The sequence below is a fragment of the Gallaecimonas xiamenensis 3-C-1 genome (assembly GCF_000299915.1).
GTDB classification, from domain to species: domain Bacteria; phylum Pseudomonadota; class Gammaproteobacteria; order Enterobacterales; family Gallaecimonadaceae; genus Gallaecimonas; species Gallaecimonas xiamenensis.
The window spans coordinates 26,659-43,537 of sequence record NZ_AMRI01000008.1; the positions used below are offsets into that span (position 1 = coordinate 26,659).

Here is a 16,879-nt window from a genome sequence, read left to right on the forward strand (position 1 = left end):
CAAGCCCTTTGAGTCCGGCATTAACCGCCGTTAAACTAGTGTCAGACTCAACAACACAAGATGGGCTCTATGTCACCCAAAGGAAAATCCATTAGTCATCAATTGAATCCGCCAGTCTTCTTCGGCTCGGCCCTCATCATTTTCTGTTTCGTCCTCTTTGCGGTGTTGGCCCCGGACACGGCCGGCAATCTGTTTGGCGACATCCAATCCTGGATCATCACCAACACCGGCTGGTTCTATATCCTGGCGGTGGCCCTTTTCCTGCTGTTTGTGGTGGGTCTGGCCATCAGCGGTTACGGCAAAATAAAGCTGGGGCCGGACCACATAGACCCGGATTTCAGCTACGGCTCGTGGTTCGCCATGTTGTTCTCTGCCGGCATGGGTATAGGGCTGCTGTTTTTTGGGGTTGCCGAACCCATAATGCACTTCGTGAGTCCTCCCGTGGGCGAAGGTCAAACCATTGAAGCGGCCCGCGAGGCCATGCGTATCACCTTCTTCCACTGGGGTATTCATGCCTGGGCCATCTATGCTGTCGTGGCCCTGTCCCTGGCCTACTTCAGCTTTCGCCACGGCCTGCCCCTGACCATCCGTTCTGCCCTCTACCCCATACTGGGCGAACGCATCCACGGCCCCATAGGCCATGCGGTAGACATTTTCGCGGTGCTGGGCACCATGTTTGGGGTAGCAACATCCCTGGGGCTGGGGGTAATGCAGGTCAACGCCGGCCTCAACTACCTGTTCGAGGTGCCTACAAACCTGACGGTGCAGATACTGCTCATCTGCGGCATCACCCTGCTGGCCACCATCTCGGTAGTAGTAGGGTTGGACGGGGGGATCAGACGTCTGTCTGAACTCAACCTGTTGCTGGCGGTGGCCCTGATGCTATTCGTGCTGTTGGCTGGCCCCACTGTCTTCTTGCTGCAGACCTTTGTTCAAAACACGGGCTCCTATCTGGCCGACATAGTAGATAAGACCTTCAATCTCTACGCCTATAAGTCCGACCACAGCTGGATAGGTGGCTGGACCCTCTTTTATTGGGGCTGGTGGATTGCCTGGTCCCCCTTCGTAGGCATGTTCATTGCCCGGGTATCCCGTGGCCGCACCATCAGGGAATTTGTCATCGGCGTGCTGTGCGTCCCGGTCGGTTTTACCTTCATGTGGATGACCTTCTTTGGGGATACCGCTATCCACATGATGCTGATGGACAATATTCAAAGCGTCGGCCAGGCGGTGCAGAACGATACCGCTACGGCCATCTTCAAGTTCCTTGAAGAACTGCCCATGTCCAGCATCATGTCGCTGCTGGCGACCCTGCTGGTAGTTACCTTCTTCGTCACCTCTTCCGACTCGGGCTCCCTGGTTATCGACATGATCACGTCGGGGGGTAAGGAAGAGCCGCCGGTCTGGCAAAGGATCTTCTGGGCCCTCACCGAAGGGGCCGTGGCCATAGCCCTGTTGGTGGCAGGCGGCACGGGCGGCCTCAAGGCTCTGCAAACCCTGTCCATCGCCTCTGCCCTGCCCTTTGCGGTGGTCATGCTGCTGATGTGCTACTCCCTATGGAAAGCCCTGCGCATCGAAGGGGTCAAGCAGTTGAGTCTGCGCCACACTGTCACTACCCCCAGGGCGCCGGCAACCAGCAAGACTCCCTACACCTGGAAAAACCGCCTGCAACGCATCGTCAGTTGGCCAAAACGCAGCGAGGTCAAAGGCTTTATCACTACCAATGTGCAGCCGGCATTGGAATCGGTGGCCGAAGAGCTACGCGATACCGGCATGGAAGTGGCGGTACGCCAGGATCAGGACGACAGGGTCAGCATGGTGGTGTCTCACGGCGAAGAGGTGGACTTCATCTACGAGGTTCGCACCCGGGGCTACACCGCCCCCACCTTCGCTTTCCCCGAGTTCAACTTCACCGAGAAGGACGAGGCCAAGCATTTCAGGGCCGAGGTTTACCTGCGTGAAGGGGGCCAGGGCTACGATATCTACGGCTACACCAAAGACCAGGTCATAAGCGACGTGCTGGACCAATACGAAAAGCACATGCACTTCTTGCACTTGGTGCGCTGAAAAAGGGGCCTTGGGCCCCTTTTCTTATGCTGCCACCAGGCAGTTTCTGCCGCGCTTTTTCGCCTCATACAAAGCAACATCGGCCCGGAGCAAGGGAGCGTCTGGCGGATCGTCGGCTTTGAGTTCGGTGGCCCCCAGGCTGACGGTAATGCCGATAGCCTGCCCTTCCGCCAGCAGCGGCTGGCAGGCCACGGCCTGGCGCATACGCTCAAGTATGGATTTGCTGTCGGCCAAGGTTACCCCCCTTATCAGCCAGACAAACTCCTCCCCGCCGATACGCCCCAGTACATCACCGCTGCGGGCATGCTGGCGCAACAGCTCGGCGAAATGCCCCAACACCTGGTCCCCCATGCCGTGGCCAAAGGTGTCGTTCACTTGCTTGAAGTGGTCCAGATCCATCAGTACCAGGGTATGCGGCTGGCCCATGGTGATGGCTTCAGCCAGGGCATCCATAAAGGCACGGCGGTTGTTCAAACCGGTCAGGGTATCGGTGCTGGCCAATACCGCCAATTCGGTTTCCGCATCACGCCTGGCCTTTTCCACCAGGCGGGCGTGCATCAGCATGCCCAGGGTGTCCATCAACGGCTGCAGAAAGTCCACTTCTGCCTGGCTGTATCCTTCGGACCTGTTGGCAAAGCCCACCAACCCCAGCAGCCGCCCCTGATACTGAATGGGCAAGCCCAGGAAAGAGTCCAGGGGTGGGTGGCCTTTTGGGGTACCGCCGGCATGGGCGTCGCGGCGCACATTATTGGAGATAAGGGGCTGGCCGGTGGTGATCACCCTGCCAAAGAGGGTTTCCATGTTGTGGAACTCCAGCCCCTGGGCCAGGTGCTTTTGGTAAAGGGCCCTGCTGCTGTCGTCCCAGCTGATGTCGGACAGGGTCTGTACCTGCATGAAAGGGCTGCCGTCGGGGTTGTGGCGTACGTCAGAAATAAAACCGAACTGGCTTTCCGCCAGCTCCAACAGCGGCTCGAAAATGCTTTCGCAGGCGGCGCCCAGGTCTTTTTCAACCAAGAACACCGACTGGGCCCTATGGATAAGGTTCAGCAGCAGCTGTTGGCGCTCCCTGGCCCTTTCCTGGGCACGCCGCTCTGTGATGTCCCGGTGCATGAACACCATACGTTTGGGTTGCTGCTCTCCCTGCTCCACCAAAGCACCGTAGGACTCGAGCCAACGGATCTGGTTGTCGGGGGTGATGATGCGGTACTCACATAGAAAGCGTTCGCTTTGCCCAGCCAGGTGCTGGGTCAGGCGATCTTCCACCAAGTTGCTGTCCAGAGGATGGATCTGTTCCTGCCAGGCCCGCAGGCAGGGCTCCATATCATCGTAATGGTGGCCCATGATGTCCCGGAATTTGGCATTGGTCAGCAGTTGGTCCTGGGGAATGTCCCAATCTGCCACCCCCATGGCCGAGGCCTCTATCACCAGGGCCAGCCGGTCCCGGGTGGCCTTCATCTGGATCTCCAACTGCTTACGGTGGGTCTGTTCCAGCAGGTAGCCGCAGATGGCCACCACGCTTTTGTCCTCGGCCAGGTGCGCCACTGTGTATTGACGCACCCAGCGCAGCCCCCCCTGGGGGTCACGGATGCGGTAATCGATCTCCGAGTGGCGTATGCCCTTGGCATGGGCCCGCATTACCCGCAAAAATGCCTTGATGTCGTCACCCTCAAGCCAATCTTCGAAGCGCGCCTCGCCGTTGAGTATGGCTTTAACGTCCATCCCCAACAGAGTGGCGGCATTGGCCGACAGGTAGCAGACCGGCAGGGCGGTGCTGGCTTCCCACATCACCATCACCAGGGGGCCATCTTGGAACTTGAGGTGTTCCACCACGGCGCTTTGAATGCCGCTCAGCTTGTCCAGTTGGTCCAGTAGCAGCTCCCCCAATACCCCTATCGCCTCCATGTCCAGGCTGGGCCCCTGGCACCAGAGCCCCAGGGTAGCCAACTGCTGTTGGCGGCGCCAAAGGGGGATGAGGAAACGGTGCTGGCCGGCAACGTCCTGTTCGATAAGCAGCTTTTGGTGTTTGGGTAACAAAGCCTGGCCGTCGTCGGCCGGGTGGCTCCAACTTTGTTCCAAGCGGTGGCAACTGAGCACCAACTTTTGAGCATGGCTCTGGCCTGCAGCCAATTGCAGCAGAAAAGGGATCCGCTTATGGATGGGAATATCTGGCGTCATAGGGGTCCTCGCCAATCCCTTGGCCAAGCGCCAGGGAGGAACACAATGCCGCGCTCAGGGCCGGCATGGCTAAGTGTAGCCGCTGGGCAGTGACGCGCTTGGCGAGGCGGATAACGCCTAGGGCCTAATCCCCGTGGAAAAGTCCCAAGAGCAGCAGGTCGTCGTCCCTGCCGCCCTCTTCCGGCAGCTTGAGTTGACTGCTGAGCTTACGCCCAGGACTCAAAGGCCAGGGCCAATCCATAGGCCTGTTGGCCGCCAGCAACTGGCGATGTTTGGGAAAGTCCAGCTGCTGCTCCTGGTAACGGCTCCATTCGAACATGCCAAGGGGAGCCTGCCCTGGCTCAAGGGCAATACCGGACAGCTGCGCCGACGGCTGGTAGCCGGCGTTGCCGTAGTGCAGGCGGTGTTTTTCCCTGTCCAACAAGAAGTACTGGGCCCTTACCGGCTGCTCCAGTTGGCTCTTGAGGAGCTCGATATTGAGGTAGTCGAGCAAAGGGCCGGGGTTGAGCAGCACCGAAGGCTCACCGGGCCGGTATTGCTTGAGGGGCTGATTAAAAAGACTTTTAAGCAGTACCGACAAAAAGGCACTGTTGGTGCCAGCCTGGGAAAAACGCCCCACCAATACCGCCAGGTAGCGCTCGTCCAGCGCCACATAGTCGATAAACTGGTCGGCAATTTCGGTGGCGCTGAACACCTGGTAGCGCAGGGTAAATTCATGCCAGCGAAAGCACTGCTCCGGCAGCAACTGCTGCTGGATCTCCCGCCCTGCCAGCTTGCTCTCTTCGAGCATGCGAAGGTTCAGTTCCAGCTCCACATGGGCCGCTTCCAGTTCCTCTGAAAGGCGCCGGTTTTCCCGCTGCAGGCGGTAACGCTCCAAGGCCGACTCTACCGCATACTCGATCATGGCCAGTTCGTTGATGGGCTTGAGCAGCACGTCACTGGCCCCCAGCCGCAGCGCCCGGGTGACGTCATCCATGTTGGCGGTACCGGAGATCATCACTACCGGCAGGTCCAGGTACTGGTCCCTGACCTTCTCCAGCAGCGTCATGCCGCTGCCGTCTCCCAGTTGCAGATCGCAAAGCACCAGGTCTACCGGCGTCTGGGCCAGGGTTTGCAGGCCATCGTGCAAGCTGTTGGCATCCAGGGCTTCAAAGCCCAGGCGCCGCAAAAAGGCGACCACTAACCGTAAAAAAACCGGTTCATCGTCAACGACCAATACGCGCTCTTTCGTCATGCCACCCTGGGCCGGCAACCCTGCCCATTCCTCTGAAAACTGCTTCATTCAAACCTTGTCCAGCAAAGGGCCCCTGTCAATATACAAGCGACAATCGGCCTTTCAGACCTTATGAAAATCATACTCTTGATGGCGGGGCCGCCAGGAGCACCCTGGCACTATCGAGCAAAAAGGCGCCCTTGGGCGCCTTGGTTCACTCTTCGATGTCGTCGAGATAGGCATCGATGTCGATATCGTCTTCCGGGGGCTGCGGCATAGGCTGGCCGTAGGCGTCGTAGTAGGCTTTTTGCAGGTAGGCTTCGCGAATAAAAGCGTAAGGGTCAACACTTTGATTAATAAGCCCTTCTTGAGGGATAAGCTTGGCCCTGGTGTCAATGCCCAGTATGCCCCAGCGGATCCCTCTTTCGGTCAGGTTAAGCAGGGCCAGGGGCGGATAGAGCCAGTCCACCACGTCACCCACTTCCTTGCGTACCGTGGTAGGGCCCAATACCGGCAGCACCACATAGGGGCCGTCTGCTACGCCGTAGTAGCCCATCACGTCGCTAAAGTTGGTTTCCTTGCGGTCGATGCCGGCAATGGTGGCGACATCGATAAAGCCCAGCAGGCCGAAGGTACTGTTGAGCAGGAAGCGGCCCAGGGATTTGCCGCTCTGGGCAAACTCAAGGCGCAGCAACTGGTTGACCACGTTGCCCGGCTCACCCAGGTTCTCGGCAAAATTGAGCAGGCCGGTCTGGACAGGGCTGGGGACATTTTCGGTATAGGCCACAGTCACAGGGCGGGCCAGGTTGGGGTCAAGTACGTCCCAGTTAAAGTCCCACATGGCGCGGTTAAAGCCCTCAATGGGGTCGCGCTCATAGGTGGGGGCCAGGACCGGCGGTTCGGCGTCAGGCAACACCTGCGGTTTACCGGCACATCCGGCCAACAGGGCAAGGGAAACGAGGGACAACCACCGCATTTACTTGATCCTTTTATCTATGGTGAGCAAGACCTGTTGGGCCGACGCCGCCACCGGGCCGGTTTCACCACTCAGATCTCCTAATTCAGTCTGGCCGACAGTGCCGCTTTGGGCAATCTGGGCCCCGACAATGTAACTGTCGGCATCACTCAGGCTGCGCCCGGGGATCATGGACGTGGCGTCCGATAATTCCACTTCCGTGGGCAACCTGGATAAGGGTAGCCTGACCGCCGCCAGGGGCGGCCCGCCGGCCGGCGCCTTGGCAAAGACGAACAGGGTAGCATCTTTGGGCAGGCTCTGACGCAATGCCTCACTCACGTCCACCTTGACCACCAGGCGCCTGCCGTCCCGCTTCAGCTGCTGCTGGGCATCATGGATCCGCCCTTGCAACACCGGCAACCTGGGGTCTTCCGGCGCCAATTGACCGGCGATCTGCTGCCAGCGGTCGGCGGCCTTGGTAAAATCTTGCTGCTGATAAGCCACCAGGCCGGCCAGCAATAAAGCGTCGATGTCTTGCGGCTCCTGGGCCAGGAGCCTGGCCAGCGCCCGTTGGGCCTGGTCCAGATCCCCCTCTTCCTGCCTGACCAGCAGCACCTGGGCCAACCCCAATAAGGCCGAGCCATTGTCAGGGTCCAAACCCAAGGCTTTTTGGAAAGCCTCCGCCGCCAAGCGCCCATCCCCCAAGGCAAAACCGACCCGGCCCAATAAAATCCAGCCGTTCTTGTCGTCCTGCTGGGCCAGGCGGGTACGCACCGCCAGGGCCAGATCCTGCATCTCATCGCGGCTAAGGGGGGCTTGGCTGTCGGGGCGCAGTACCCTGTCGGCCAAGGTCGGCAGGCGGCCCATCACTTCTTGCCAGTGGGCCAGCTGGTCGCTGGAACCGAGCTTCCAATAGAGCCCAAGGGCGCCAAGCACCAGCACAATAACCCCAGGTAACAACACTTTCCAGTTGACAGACTGTTGCGCCCGCTCGCCTTGCTCGGCGTCGTCCAAAAGGCTGCGCTTGAGTTCGGTTTCCAACTCGGCCAGGCGGTCATCGTCAATCAGCCCCTGGCGGTGCTCAAGGGCAAGTTCCTGGCGCCTGTCCTTATAGAGTTTGAGGTTCAGTTGGCGCTGGGCCAGACTGCCCTGGGACAGGGGCGGCAACAACACCAGCAACACGGCCAGTACCAGTAACGCCCCAAGCCCCAGGTAGAGCAGCGTCATCTATGCTGCTCCTCCTCGTCGAGGATCCGAGCCAGGCGGCGCCGTTCTTCTTCGTTAAGGGGAGAGGCCTGCTCACGGCTGGCACGCACGAAGATAAAGATAAGACCGCCCACCAGCACCATTATCGGGGCCAGCCAAAGCACCAGGGTGTCCAGGCGCATGGGGGGTTGGTAATGGATGAAATCGCCGTATCTGGCTTTCATATAGTCGATGATCTCGGTGCGGCTCTTACCGTCCTGGGTCATCTGGTACACCTTGTCACGCAGATCCTTGGCCAGCTCCGCATCGGAGTCGGCAATATCCTGGTTCTGGCACTTGGGGCAGCGCAGCTCTTTTATCAGCTCTTGGAACTGGGCTTCCTTGGCTGGGTCGTCAAAAGTGTATGTGGTGTCCACCGCCGCCAAGGCGGAGGCGCAGTACAGGGCGGCTGGAAGCAGCAAATACAGCAGCGTTCTCATGGCTTCAGTCCGTTGTAGAGGGGTTTGAGGGTCTCATTCCAGACCTTGTCGTTCACATCACCGACGTGACGGTAGCGGATAAGGCCCCGTCCGTCGATAAGAAAGGTTTCCGGGGCGCCGTAGACGCCCAAGTCCAGGCCCAGCATGCCGTCCGGGTCAAAGAGGGTAACTTCATAGGGATTGCCCAGTTTGCCAAGCCACTGGACGGCAGCACTGCGCTCGTCCTTGTAGTTCAAGCCGACAATACGCACTCCCTGGGCCGCCAGTTTATTGAGGTACTGGTGTTCGGCATAGCAGGTCGGGCACCAGGTGGCCCAGACGTTGAGCAGCACCGGCTGGCCATTGGCCAGCAACTTGGCATCGTAGCGACGGCTGTCGAACAGATCCACCATCTCAAAATCCGGCACCTCTTTGCCTACCAGGGCAGAGTCCAGGGTGCGCGGGTCCGAGTAGAGGCCACGGAACAGGAAGACCGCCAGGCCCAAAAACAACAGCAAAGGCAGCAATAGCCAGGCTTTTTTCATCAGGTGGCCTCCTGCCATTTCTTAAAGCGATAACGCCGGTCACTGACCACCAGCAGCCCGGCCAGCGCCATCAGCAGGCCACCGCCCCAGATCCAGCGTACAAAGGGCTTCACATGGAGCCGCACGCCCCAGGCGCCGCCGTCCAGCTGTTCCCCCAGCGCCGCATAGAGATCACGGCCCAGGCCCCAATCGATGCCCGCCTCGGTCATCACCGAGCGGGCCACGGTATAAAAGCGTTTTTGGGCGTCCAACTCGGCCTCCATCTTGCCGTCACGGGTCACCACAAAGTGGGCCGCATAGCCTTGGTAGTTGGAACCGGCTACCTGGCTGACCCTGTCGAAGCGAAAATCATAGCCAGCCAGTTCGAAATGGTCGCCCGGGCTCATGCGCAGGTCCTTTTCCACCGAATAGCTGGTAGTTAGGGCGATACCGATCACTGTCACCGCCAGGCCAAGGTGGCCAAGGATCATGGCCCAGTGGCTGCGGTTTAGCAGCCTCAGTCCCTTGAAAAAGCCATGGCGGCTACCTACCCGCAGCTGCACTTCCTGGATGGAGGTGACCAGGATAAAGGCCGCCAGGGCCAGCCCCAGCATGGCATGGCCTTGAGCTTGCTGGGTCAGCAACAACGGCAGGCTAACGCCCAGCACCAGGCTCAGGGCAAAAGCCAGGCCCAGGCGGCGCAGCAAGGGGCCGGCGGGTTCTTTTTTCCAACGCGCCAGGGGACCGGCTCCCATGGCAAAGGCAAAAGGCACAAAAAGCCAGGTAAAGAGGCTGTTGAAAAAAGGCGCCCCTACCGAAATGGACCCCAGCCCCAGCTCCCTGTGCACCAGGGGCAGCAAGGTGCCCACCATGACCACCAGGCAGGCGGTGGTCAAAAAGACATTGTTGCCCAGCAGCAGGGTTTCACGGCTTAAGAGTTCAAACTGGCCCTGGCTTTTGACCTTGGCGGCCCGCAGGGCATAGAGGGTCAGGCTGCCACCGATGACCGCCACCAGGAAAGCCAGGATAAAAAGGCCCCTGGCCGGGTCGGAGGCAAAGGCATGGACAGAGACCAGCACCCCGGAACGCACCAGGAAGGTGCCCAGCAAGCTGAGGGAGAAGGCGGCGATGGCCAGCAACACTGTCCAGGCCTTGAAGACGCCACGTTTTTCACTGACCGCCAAGGAATGCATCAGGGCGGTGCCGGCTAGCCAGGGCATAAAGGAGGCGTTCTCAACCGGGTCCCAGAACCACCAGCCACCCCAGCCCAGTTCGTAATAGGCCCACCAGGAGCCAAGAGTGATGCCCAGGGTCAAAAACAGCCAGGCGGCCGCCGTCCAGGGCCTGGACCAGCGGGCCCAGGCGGTGTCGAGCTTACCGGACAACAGCGCGGCAATGGCAAAGGCAAAGGCCACCGAGAAGCCCACATAGCCCATGTAGAGCATGGGGGGATGGATCACCAGGCCAGGGTCTTGCAATAAGGGATTAAGGTCGGCCCCGTCCACAGGGTAGTAAGGCAGGCTGCGGGTGAAAGGGTCAGAGGTAAAGAGGATAAAGAGCAAAAAGCCCACGGCTATCATGCCCATTACCGCCAGCACCCTGGCCACCGCCGGTAACGGCAGGTTACGGGACAGCAGCGCCACGGCGGCACCCCAGCCGCTCAAAATCAGCACCCACAGCAGCAAGGAACCCTCATGGGCCCCCCAGGTAGCGCTGATACGGTAGGCCAGGGGCAGTTGGCTGTTGGAGTGGCTGGCAACGTAGACCAGGCTAAAGTCGTTGACCACAAAGCCATGGACCAGGGCGCCAAAGCTCAGGGCCACAAAGAGGAACTGACCCAGGGCCAGGGGCCTGGCCAGGGCCATCAGCCGCACCTGGCCCCTGTGGGCGCCCAGCAGCGGATAAACCGCTGACAATAGCGCCAGCATCAACGCCAGGATAAGGGCAAAATGCCCCAGTTCAGGAACCATTGACCCCTCGACGGTGCATCTCTTTGGCCGCCTCCGCCACTTCCGGCGGCATGTAGTTTTCATCGTGCTTGGCAAGCACTTCGGTGGCCTCGACCGCCCCTGCCACCGTGAGCCGGCCCTGGGCCACTATGCCCTGCCCTTCACGAAACAGGTCCGGCAGTATGCCGGCGTAATGGACCTTGACCCGCTCACCGCTGTCGTCGGTCAGCTCGAAGGTCACATCCAGGCTCTGGTTGTCGCGCACCACGGTGCCGGGCACCACCAGACCGCCGATGCGCAGACGCTGGCCAGGCTGGGGTTTAACACCATCCTTGCCGCTGTGAAGCTGGCCGGGGGTAAAGAAAAGGTCGATGTTCTGGCCCAGGGCATAGAGCACCAGGCCAGCGGTGGCCGCGCCCCCCAGCAGCACGGCCAGCACTATGGCCAGCCGGGTTTTACGTCTTGGATTCACGAACCGCCTCCTCTGCCATCCTTGTTTGCCGCCGTACTTCCCTGGCATGACGGCGCTGCACTTCTTTGACCAGGCTGCGCTCTGCCTGCCAGAGCCCCCAGGCCAGCAGCAACAGCACCAGCAGGGTGACCCCATAGGCCAGCCAGACGAAGAATCCGTGTTTTCCCTGAGCCAGGAAGGCTTCGAAGCTGTCAAAGTACACGGCGGTCCTCCAACAACTTGAGCACCCAAGGCCGGCGCGCTTCCACCGACAGGATCAGGGTAGCCATCCGCTTGCAGGCCAGGGCCGACAGCAACAGGGCAAAACCCAACAGGTTCACCAGCAGCGGCCACAGCATGGGGCCACTGATGGAAGGCTTACTGAGCTTGATGATGGTCGCCCCCTGGTGCAGGGTGTTCCACCACTCCACCGAGTAATGGATGATGGGCAGGTTGATCACCCCCACCCAGGCCAGTATTCCCGCCGCCCGGGCTGCCGTGCGTTTATCGTTGAAGGCACCATAAAGGGCCATTACCCCCAGGTAAAGGAACAGCAGGATAAGTTGTGAGGTCAGACGGGCATCCCATTCCCACCAGGTACCCCAGGTGGGTTTACCCCAGACGGCGCCGGTAAAGAGGGATAAAAAGGTGTAAACAGCGCCGATGGGGGCTATGGCCTGCACCGTCAGGTCGGCCAGGCGCTGTTGGCTCACCACCCCGATGATCGCCGCCACCGCCATGGCCAGGTAACCGCCCATGGCCAGCATGGCGGTGGGCACATGGATGTAGATGATGCGAAAGCTGTTGCCTTGCTGGTAGTCCGGCGGCGCAAAGGCCAGGCCCCAGACGGTACCCACCAACAGGGCCAGCACGGCCGGTATCAGAAACCAGGGCAGCAGGGTACGGCACAGCTGGTAGGCCCTTTCCGATTTCGCGTATGGATGTAACCAGTTCCACATGGTCCAAGTCCCTTCAGTTCAGGCTCACCCTGAGCGCCGCCGCTATGGCAAAGGGGCAAAGGGTGGCAGCCCCCATGCTGATGGCGCCCAGCAGGGCCAACTGCCCTTGATACCCCAAGCCCAGCCCTGCCGCCTCCAAAGCGCCGACGGCAAAGATCAATATTGGAATATACAGGGGTAACACTAATAAACTCAAAAGGATACCGCCCTTTTTAAGGCCGACGGTAAGGGCAACCCCAACGGCGCCAAGCAGGCTCAAAGCCGGGGTGCCGGCCAGCAGGGTCAGCACCAGGGCCTGCCAGCGGGCCCAGTCCATATGCAGCAGCACGGCCACCAAGGGCGAGAGCAGCACCAGGGGCAAGGCGGTCAGCAACCAGTGAACACAGACCTTGGCCAGGGCCACCAGCGCCAGGGGCACCGGCAGCAGCAGCATCTGCTGCAAGGAGCCGTCCGCTTCGTCGTCGCGAAATAGCCGTTCAAAAGACAGCAGGGCCGACAACAACACCGCCACCCAGACAATGCCCGGCGCCAAGCGGGCCAGCAAGCTGGGTTCAGGCCCCAGGCCCAGGGGGAAGAGGGTAATGACCAAAAGGTAAAAGACCAGGGGGTTGAGGACTTCGGCCCTTTTGCGAAGGGCAATGCTAAGGTCTCGTTTGACCAGGCTGAGAAAGACCCCGCTCATGCCGCCATCGCCAGATTGAGGCGCAAGGCCGGAGCCAGGGCCAGGCTCTGGTGGGTAGTAAGCACCACCAGGCCACCTTGTTGGCAGTGTTCTTCAAGGCGCGCTTCGAGCTTTTTAACCCCAAGGGCGTCAATGGCGGTAAAGGGCTCGTCCAACAGCCAGCAACTGGCCTTGCTTAGCCAGAGCCTGGCCAGGGCCACCCGTCGCTGCTGGCCGGCCGATAGCTGGCCCACCGGCAGTTCTTCCATGCCAAAGAGCCCCACCAAATCCAGCAGCTCCCAAAGATCCAGGTCATGGCTTGGCAGCACTTGCTGGTAAAAGCGTAGGTTCTCGAGGGGGCTTAACACCGGATTGACGCCACTTTTGTGGCCGAGGAACAGCAGATCCTCATGGTATTGGGCACGCACCTTTACCAGAGGCTGGCCTCGATAGCGCACTTCACCTTCCAAGGGGCTGCTAAGCCCTGCCAGTATCGCCAGCAGGCTGCTCTTACCGACCCCGTTGGGGCCTTCCAGTTGCACCAGGCTGCCGGCCTCAAGAGCAAAGGACAGCTTTTCAAAGAGCAGGCGCTCTTCTCGTATGCAGGCTAAATTGTCAACGGCAAGAAGAGGATAGCTCACTCAGCCAGGCTCAACTGTCAATGTTATCGGGATGATAGCATACTGGCGGAAACTGACTACGCCGAGCAAGTACCCTAGGGATGAAAGTCACCCCACCACAGTTACCCACGGCCCCCAAGGCCGCCACCGGCCAGGCCCAAGCGCCGTTAAAAACCGAGCCACTGGCCCCCCAGGTTTACGCCCAGGCCGCCCGCCTGGCCCTGGGTTTGACCCTGCCAAGCCCCAGCGGCGCCGCCCTTAGCCGCCAGTTGCCGCCCTTGGGGCTGGACAGCTTGCCGACCCTGCTCTCAAGCCTGCTGCTGCCGGACAAGGGCCAGCACCAGGGGTTGCGCCAATGGTTGCTGGCGGCAGTGGGCGCCCGTTTGCAAGACGCCCGTATGCCCTTACCCGAACCCCTGGCCCGTTTTCTGGACAGTCTGGGCAGCGAAGCACGCAAGACCCTCAGCGAAGGCCTTGGCCGCCTGGAACAAGCCCAGGTGCAGTCGCGTCAGGACACCCTGTTTTGGGCCCTGCCCCTGCCCTTTAGCGAAGACTGGCTGGAACTGGCCTGGCCCAAGAGCGCCAGCCAGGACCCAAAGCGCCAGGAAGAGCCGGTGCTGACCCTGCTGTTCCCCATTCCCGAGCTTGGCCGGTTGCTGGTCAAGGCCGGGGTGAGCCAAGTGCGTTTCTACGCCGACACCCCTGCCCTCAAGGCCCGGGTGGACGACACCTTGCCGCGCCTGGCCAAACGCCTGGACAGCCTCAACCTCAGCCCCGCCCTGCACAGCTTCCAGGGCAAGGTGCCCAGCCGCCTCATGCCCCCGGTGGGGGGGATAAACGAATTGGTATGACCATGGAAAACGACAAGGCCGTAGGGCTCTCATACGACGGCCAGAGCCCGCCGAAACTGGATTTTAAGCTGAGTGGCGACGAGGCCAGGCAACTGGTGGCCGATGCCAGGGACAAGGGATTGTTGGTGCATGAGGACCAGGCCCTGTTGCACAGCCTGCTGCGCCTGGAACAAGGGGAAGAGATCCCGGCCGAGCTTTATCAAATCGTCGCCGAGCTTATCGCCTATGCCTGGTTGCTGATGGGCAAGGAGCCCGACTACTGGCGTACTCCCCAGGGGGGGATCAGCGCCAAGGCATAAAAAAGGCCCCGTTCGGGGCCTTTTTTCATGGACGTTTGTGCAGGTTGTAGAGCAGCTCGGCTTCAGCTCGGGGCAGTTCGCATTCGCGCATCAGCTCGTCGATATCGGCGCCCAGGGACACCATCTTGGCGGCCCGGCTGTAGAGCTTACTTTGGGGGTCGACATTCTTGAGCTCGTCCTGGGTGCCTTGCAGGCGCTCCACGTCGCCGGCCAGGGCCAACAGGCGCTGGCCCATACCCAGGGCACCGGAGTGCACCTCGTGCAGCAGCTGCTCGCGGTCGGCCAGCCTGTCTTCCAGGTCGGCCACCCTGGCAACCAGCAGGGTTTGACGGCGGTACAGCAAGGCAACCACCAGCACTAACAACAACAGCAGCGCCAGCTGCAATAGGCTGGTCAGTTCCATCACAGGCTCATGATCTCGTCCCACTCTTCATCGGTGAGCATTTTGTTGAGATCCACCAGGATCAGCAGCTCGCCATCGCGGTTGGAGACGCCTTGGATAAACTTGGCGCTCTCCTCGGTGCCCACATTGGGCGCCACTTCGATGTCGGAGCGTTTGAGGTAGACCACTTCGGCCACCGCATCCACCAGGATACCGATCACTTCCTTCTCCGCCTCGATGATGACGATGCGGGACTGGTCGCTCACCTCGGAGGGCGGCAGGCCAAAACGGGAACGGGTGTCGATAACGGTCACCACGTTGCCACGCAGGTTGATGATGCCCAACACATAGTCCGGCGCGCCGGGTACCGGTGCGATATCGGTATAACGCAGCACTTCCTGGACCTGCATCACGTTTATGCCGTAGGTCTCGTTATCCAGCTGGAAGGTTACCCACTGCAGGATTTGATCGTTGGCTTCCGCCACTTTCGCCAGCTTTTGCTTATTGCTCATGCCTTACCCTTATTGTCTTCCAGATCCAGACCGCCCAGGCCCTTGTCGAGCATACCCAAAAGGGCTTCTACATCCAGCAGTGCACACATGCGTTCCTTGACCATGCCGGCAAGCCAGGGGCGTTTACTGGCCCCTTGGCGCCACCGGACCGAGGCGCTATCGATCTTTTCGGTTCGAACCAGGCTCTGACAGGCCAGTCCCCAGGGACTGTCACCCAACATAACCAGATATCGGTAATTTTGGTCGTTTTCTTGATGTTTGATTTTATCCGGCATTACCCAGCGTGCGGTATCCACCACGCGAATTTTCTGATTGCGGTGCAGCATGATGCCCTTGAACCAGTCCGGTTTGCCAAAAAGGGGCGACACCTCGGTGAGCTGGTGGATGCCGCCGAGGCTATCCAAAGGCACCGCCAGTTCCAGGCCGTCCACGTCGAACAGCAACACCTGGAAGCTGCCCTCGGGACGCACCGGTTCGGCCTTGGCCTCGGCGGCGATGGCAGCTGCGGGTTCGGCCGGTACTTCCTGCGCCGGCGCTGGCGGCGCCTTAACGACGTCGACCGGGGCTGGGGGGGCTACAGGGGCCGGAGCTTCGGCCTTGGCTTCAACAGCGACCTTGGCCGCTTCCTCTTCGGCCTGGGCGGTGCGCACCTGTGCCAGCAGTTTGGTCAGGGCCGCCTTGTCATCACTGGTCGGGGCCGGTCGTTCTGCCAGGGGCCGGCCGGGCTTGTCGTCGGCCTTGACTGCCGGGGCCGGCTGCGGCGCCCCCTTGACCTCAGGATCGGCCAACAGGGCGGCAAAGTAATCGTCCATCAGGCTCATGCGTTCACCTCGGTGGGCAGCAAGGTCTCAAGGAGTTTTTCGTAGGCGAAAACCCCCCTGGCCTGGGGCATCAGCAAGGGCAAGGGCACATGGCTGCGGCTGGCGTCACGGAACTTGGTGTCCACCGGCACCATGCCTTGCCAGACCTTGTCGCCAAATTCCTCGCGTAACTCCTGGAGGGCTTCGAGGGAGGCCCGGGTGCGCTTGTCGAACATGGTCGGCACTATGGTGACCTGGCGTGCCCCTTTGAGGGACTTTTCCATCATCGACAGGGTGCGCAGCATCCGCTCCAGCCCCTTGATGGCCAAAAACTCGGTTTGTACCGGCACCAACACCCGCTGGCAGGCAGCCAGGGCGTTGACCATCAGCACGCCCAGTACCGGCGGGCAGTCGATCAGCACATGGGCGTAGAGACCGTCGAGCTTTTCCAGCAGCTGCTTGAGCAGCAGGCCAAGGCCCTCGCGGGTGCCAAGCTGGCGGTCGAGGGTGGCCAGTTCCATGGCCGCCGGCCACATATAGAGATTGTTGCCAAGGTCCAGGGTGGCGCTATCGATAAGGCCCGGGGTCAGCTTCTGGGCCGACATCAGGTCAAACAAAGTGGCCTGCAGCTCTTCGGGGGTACGGTCGAAATAGCTGGTCAACGAGGCGTGGGGGTCCATGTCGATAAGGAGCACGGGCTCGCCCCGGGCGGCCAGTAGGGCCCCCAGGGTGACGGTGGTGGTGGTCTTGCCGACACCACCTTTCTGGTTTGCAACGGTCCAGATATTCACGCTGTC

General features: G+C 60.7%; 19 protein-coding genes. 3 read left to right on the forward strand and 16 right to left on the reverse strand.

Features of this window, described 5'->3' with window-relative positions:
* The first annotated feature begins 60 nt into the window (after positions 1-60).
* The gene (locus tag B3C1_RS06875) at positions 61-2,067 is read left to right on the forward strand and encodes a BCCT family transporter (RefSeq protein WP_051012895.1); all 2,007 of its coding nucleotides are present in this window, start codon (positions 61-63) and stop codon (positions 2,065-2,067) included.
* A gap of 24 nt (positions 2,068-2,091) precedes the next feature.
* Here B3C1_RS06875 and B3C1_RS06880 read toward each other — a convergent pair whose 3' ends face one another.
* The 12 genes from B3C1_RS06880 to ccmA form a co-directional block, all read right to left on the reverse strand.
* Positions 2,092-4,242, reverse strand: coding sequence for a GGDEF domain-containing protein (locus tag B3C1_RS06880; RefSeq protein WP_008483802.1), 2,151 nt, complete (start codon positions 4,240-4,242; stop codon positions 2,092-2,094).
* Between the two features lie 124 nt (positions 4,243-4,366).
* Positions 4,367-5,524, reverse strand: a complete 1,158-nt coding sequence (locus B3C1_RS06885) for a response regulator (protein WP_008483803.1) — start codon at positions 5,522-5,524, stop codon at positions 4,367-4,369.
* 145 nt (positions 5,525-5,669) lie between these two features.
* Positions 5,670-6,431 carry an MlaA family lipoprotein gene (locus B3C1_RS06890; RefSeq protein ID WP_008483804.1) on the reverse strand — a complete coding sequence of 254 codons (762 nt, stop codon included), beginning with the start codon at positions 6,429-6,431 and terminating at the stop codon, positions 5,670-5,672.
* Entirely contained in the window at positions 6,432-7,637 is a 1,206-nt protein-coding gene (ccmI, locus tag B3C1_RS06895) for a c-type cytochrome biogenesis protein CcmI (protein WP_008483805.1), read from the reverse strand.
* The gene (locus B3C1_RS06900) at positions 7,634-8,095 is read right to left on the reverse strand and encodes a cytochrome c-type biogenesis protein (protein ID WP_008483806.1); all 462 of its coding nucleotides are present in this window, start codon (positions 8,093-8,095) and stop codon (positions 7,634-7,636) included. The genes ccmI and B3C1_RS06900 overlap by 4 nt, the downstream gene beginning before the upstream one ends.
* Positions 8,092-8,619 (reverse strand): DsbE family thiol:disulfide interchange protein, encoded by a 528-nt coding sequence (locus B3C1_RS06905; RefSeq protein WP_008483809.1) that lies wholly within the window; start codon positions 8,617-8,619, stop codon positions 8,092-8,094. Before B3C1_RS06905 ends, B3C1_RS06900 begins: the two co-directional genes overlap by 4 nt.
* Positions 8,619-10,568, reverse strand: a complete 1,950-nt coding sequence (locus B3C1_RS06910) for a heme lyase CcmF/NrfE family subunit (protein ID WP_008483810.1) — start codon at positions 10,566-10,568, stop codon at positions 8,619-8,621. Before B3C1_RS06910 ends, B3C1_RS06905 begins: the two co-directional genes overlap by 1 nt.
* The gene (gene ccmE / locus B3C1_RS06915; protein ID WP_008483811.1) at positions 10,558-11,019 is read right to left on the reverse strand and encodes a cytochrome c maturation protein CcmE; all 462 of its coding nucleotides are present in this window, start codon (positions 11,017-11,019) and stop codon (positions 10,558-10,560) included. Before ccmE ends, B3C1_RS06910 begins: the two co-directional genes overlap by 11 nt.
* Complete coding sequence (gene ccmD, locus B3C1_RS06920; RefSeq protein WP_008483812.1) at positions 11,003-11,221, reverse strand: heme exporter protein CcmD; 219 nt, start codon at positions 11,219-11,221, stop codon at positions 11,003-11,005. Before ccmD ends, ccmE begins: the two co-directional genes overlap by 17 nt.
* Complete coding sequence (locus B3C1_RS06925) at positions 11,211-11,957, reverse strand: heme ABC transporter permease (RefSeq protein ID WP_008483813.1); 747 nt, start codon at positions 11,955-11,957, stop codon at positions 11,211-11,213. Before B3C1_RS06925 ends, ccmD begins: the two co-directional genes overlap by 11 nt.
* A 13-nt stretch (positions 11,958-11,970) precedes the next feature.
* Positions 11,971-12,639 (reverse strand): heme exporter protein CcmB, encoded by a 669-nt coding sequence (gene ccmB / locus B3C1_RS06930; RefSeq protein WP_008483814.1) that lies wholly within the window; start codon positions 12,637-12,639, stop codon positions 11,971-11,973.
* The gene (gene ccmA / locus B3C1_RS06935) at positions 12,636-13,259 is read right to left on the reverse strand and encodes a cytochrome c biogenesis heme-transporting ATPase CcmA (protein WP_008483815.1); all 624 of its coding nucleotides are present in this window, start codon (positions 13,257-13,259) and stop codon (positions 12,636-12,638) included. The genes ccmB and ccmA overlap by 4 nt, the downstream gene beginning before the upstream one ends.
* A gap of 80 nt (positions 13,260-13,339) precedes the next feature.
* On the opposite strand from ccmA, the gene B3C1_RS06940 reads away from it, so the two are divergent.
* Complete coding sequence (locus B3C1_RS06940; RefSeq protein ID WP_008483817.1) at positions 13,340-14,089, forward strand: flagellar hook-length control protein FliK; 750 nt, start codon at positions 13,340-13,342, stop codon at positions 14,087-14,089.
* Complete coding sequence (locus B3C1_RS06945; RefSeq protein ID WP_008483818.1) at positions 14,086-14,388, forward strand: EscU/YscU/HrcU family type III secretion system export apparatus switch protein; 303 nt, start codon at positions 14,086-14,088, stop codon at positions 14,386-14,388. The genes B3C1_RS06940 and B3C1_RS06945 overlap by 4 nt, the downstream gene beginning before the upstream one ends.
* A gap of 25 nt (positions 14,389-14,413) precedes the next feature.
* Here the strand turns inward: B3C1_RS06945 and B3C1_RS06950 are convergent, their stop codons facing one another.
* The 4 genes from B3C1_RS06950 to B3C1_RS06965 are packed head-to-tail and all read right to left on the reverse strand — an operon-like array spanning position 14,414 to position 16,873.
* On the reverse strand, positions 14,414-14,791 hold the full coding sequence (locus B3C1_RS06950) for a DUF2802 domain-containing protein (protein WP_008483819.1): 378 nt from the start codon (positions 14,789-14,791) through the stop codon (positions 14,414-14,416).
* Entirely contained in the window at positions 14,791-15,282 is a 492-nt protein-coding gene (locus tag B3C1_RS06955) for a chemotaxis protein CheW (RefSeq protein WP_008483820.1), read from the reverse strand. Before B3C1_RS06955 ends, B3C1_RS06950 begins: the two co-directional genes overlap by 1 nt.
* A complete protein-coding gene (locus B3C1_RS20435) occupies positions 15,279-16,103 on the reverse strand; it encodes a chemotaxis protein CheW (protein ID WP_008483821.1) in 825 nt (274 codons plus the stop codon). The genes B3C1_RS06955 and B3C1_RS20435 overlap by 4 nt, the downstream gene beginning before the upstream one ends.
* Positions 16,100-16,873, reverse strand: a complete 774-nt coding sequence (locus tag B3C1_RS06965; RefSeq protein WP_008483822.1) for a ParA family protein — start codon at positions 16,871-16,873, stop codon at positions 16,100-16,102. Before B3C1_RS06965 ends, B3C1_RS20435 begins: the two co-directional genes overlap by 4 nt.
* Between the last annotated feature and the right edge of the window lie 6 nt (positions 16,874-16,879).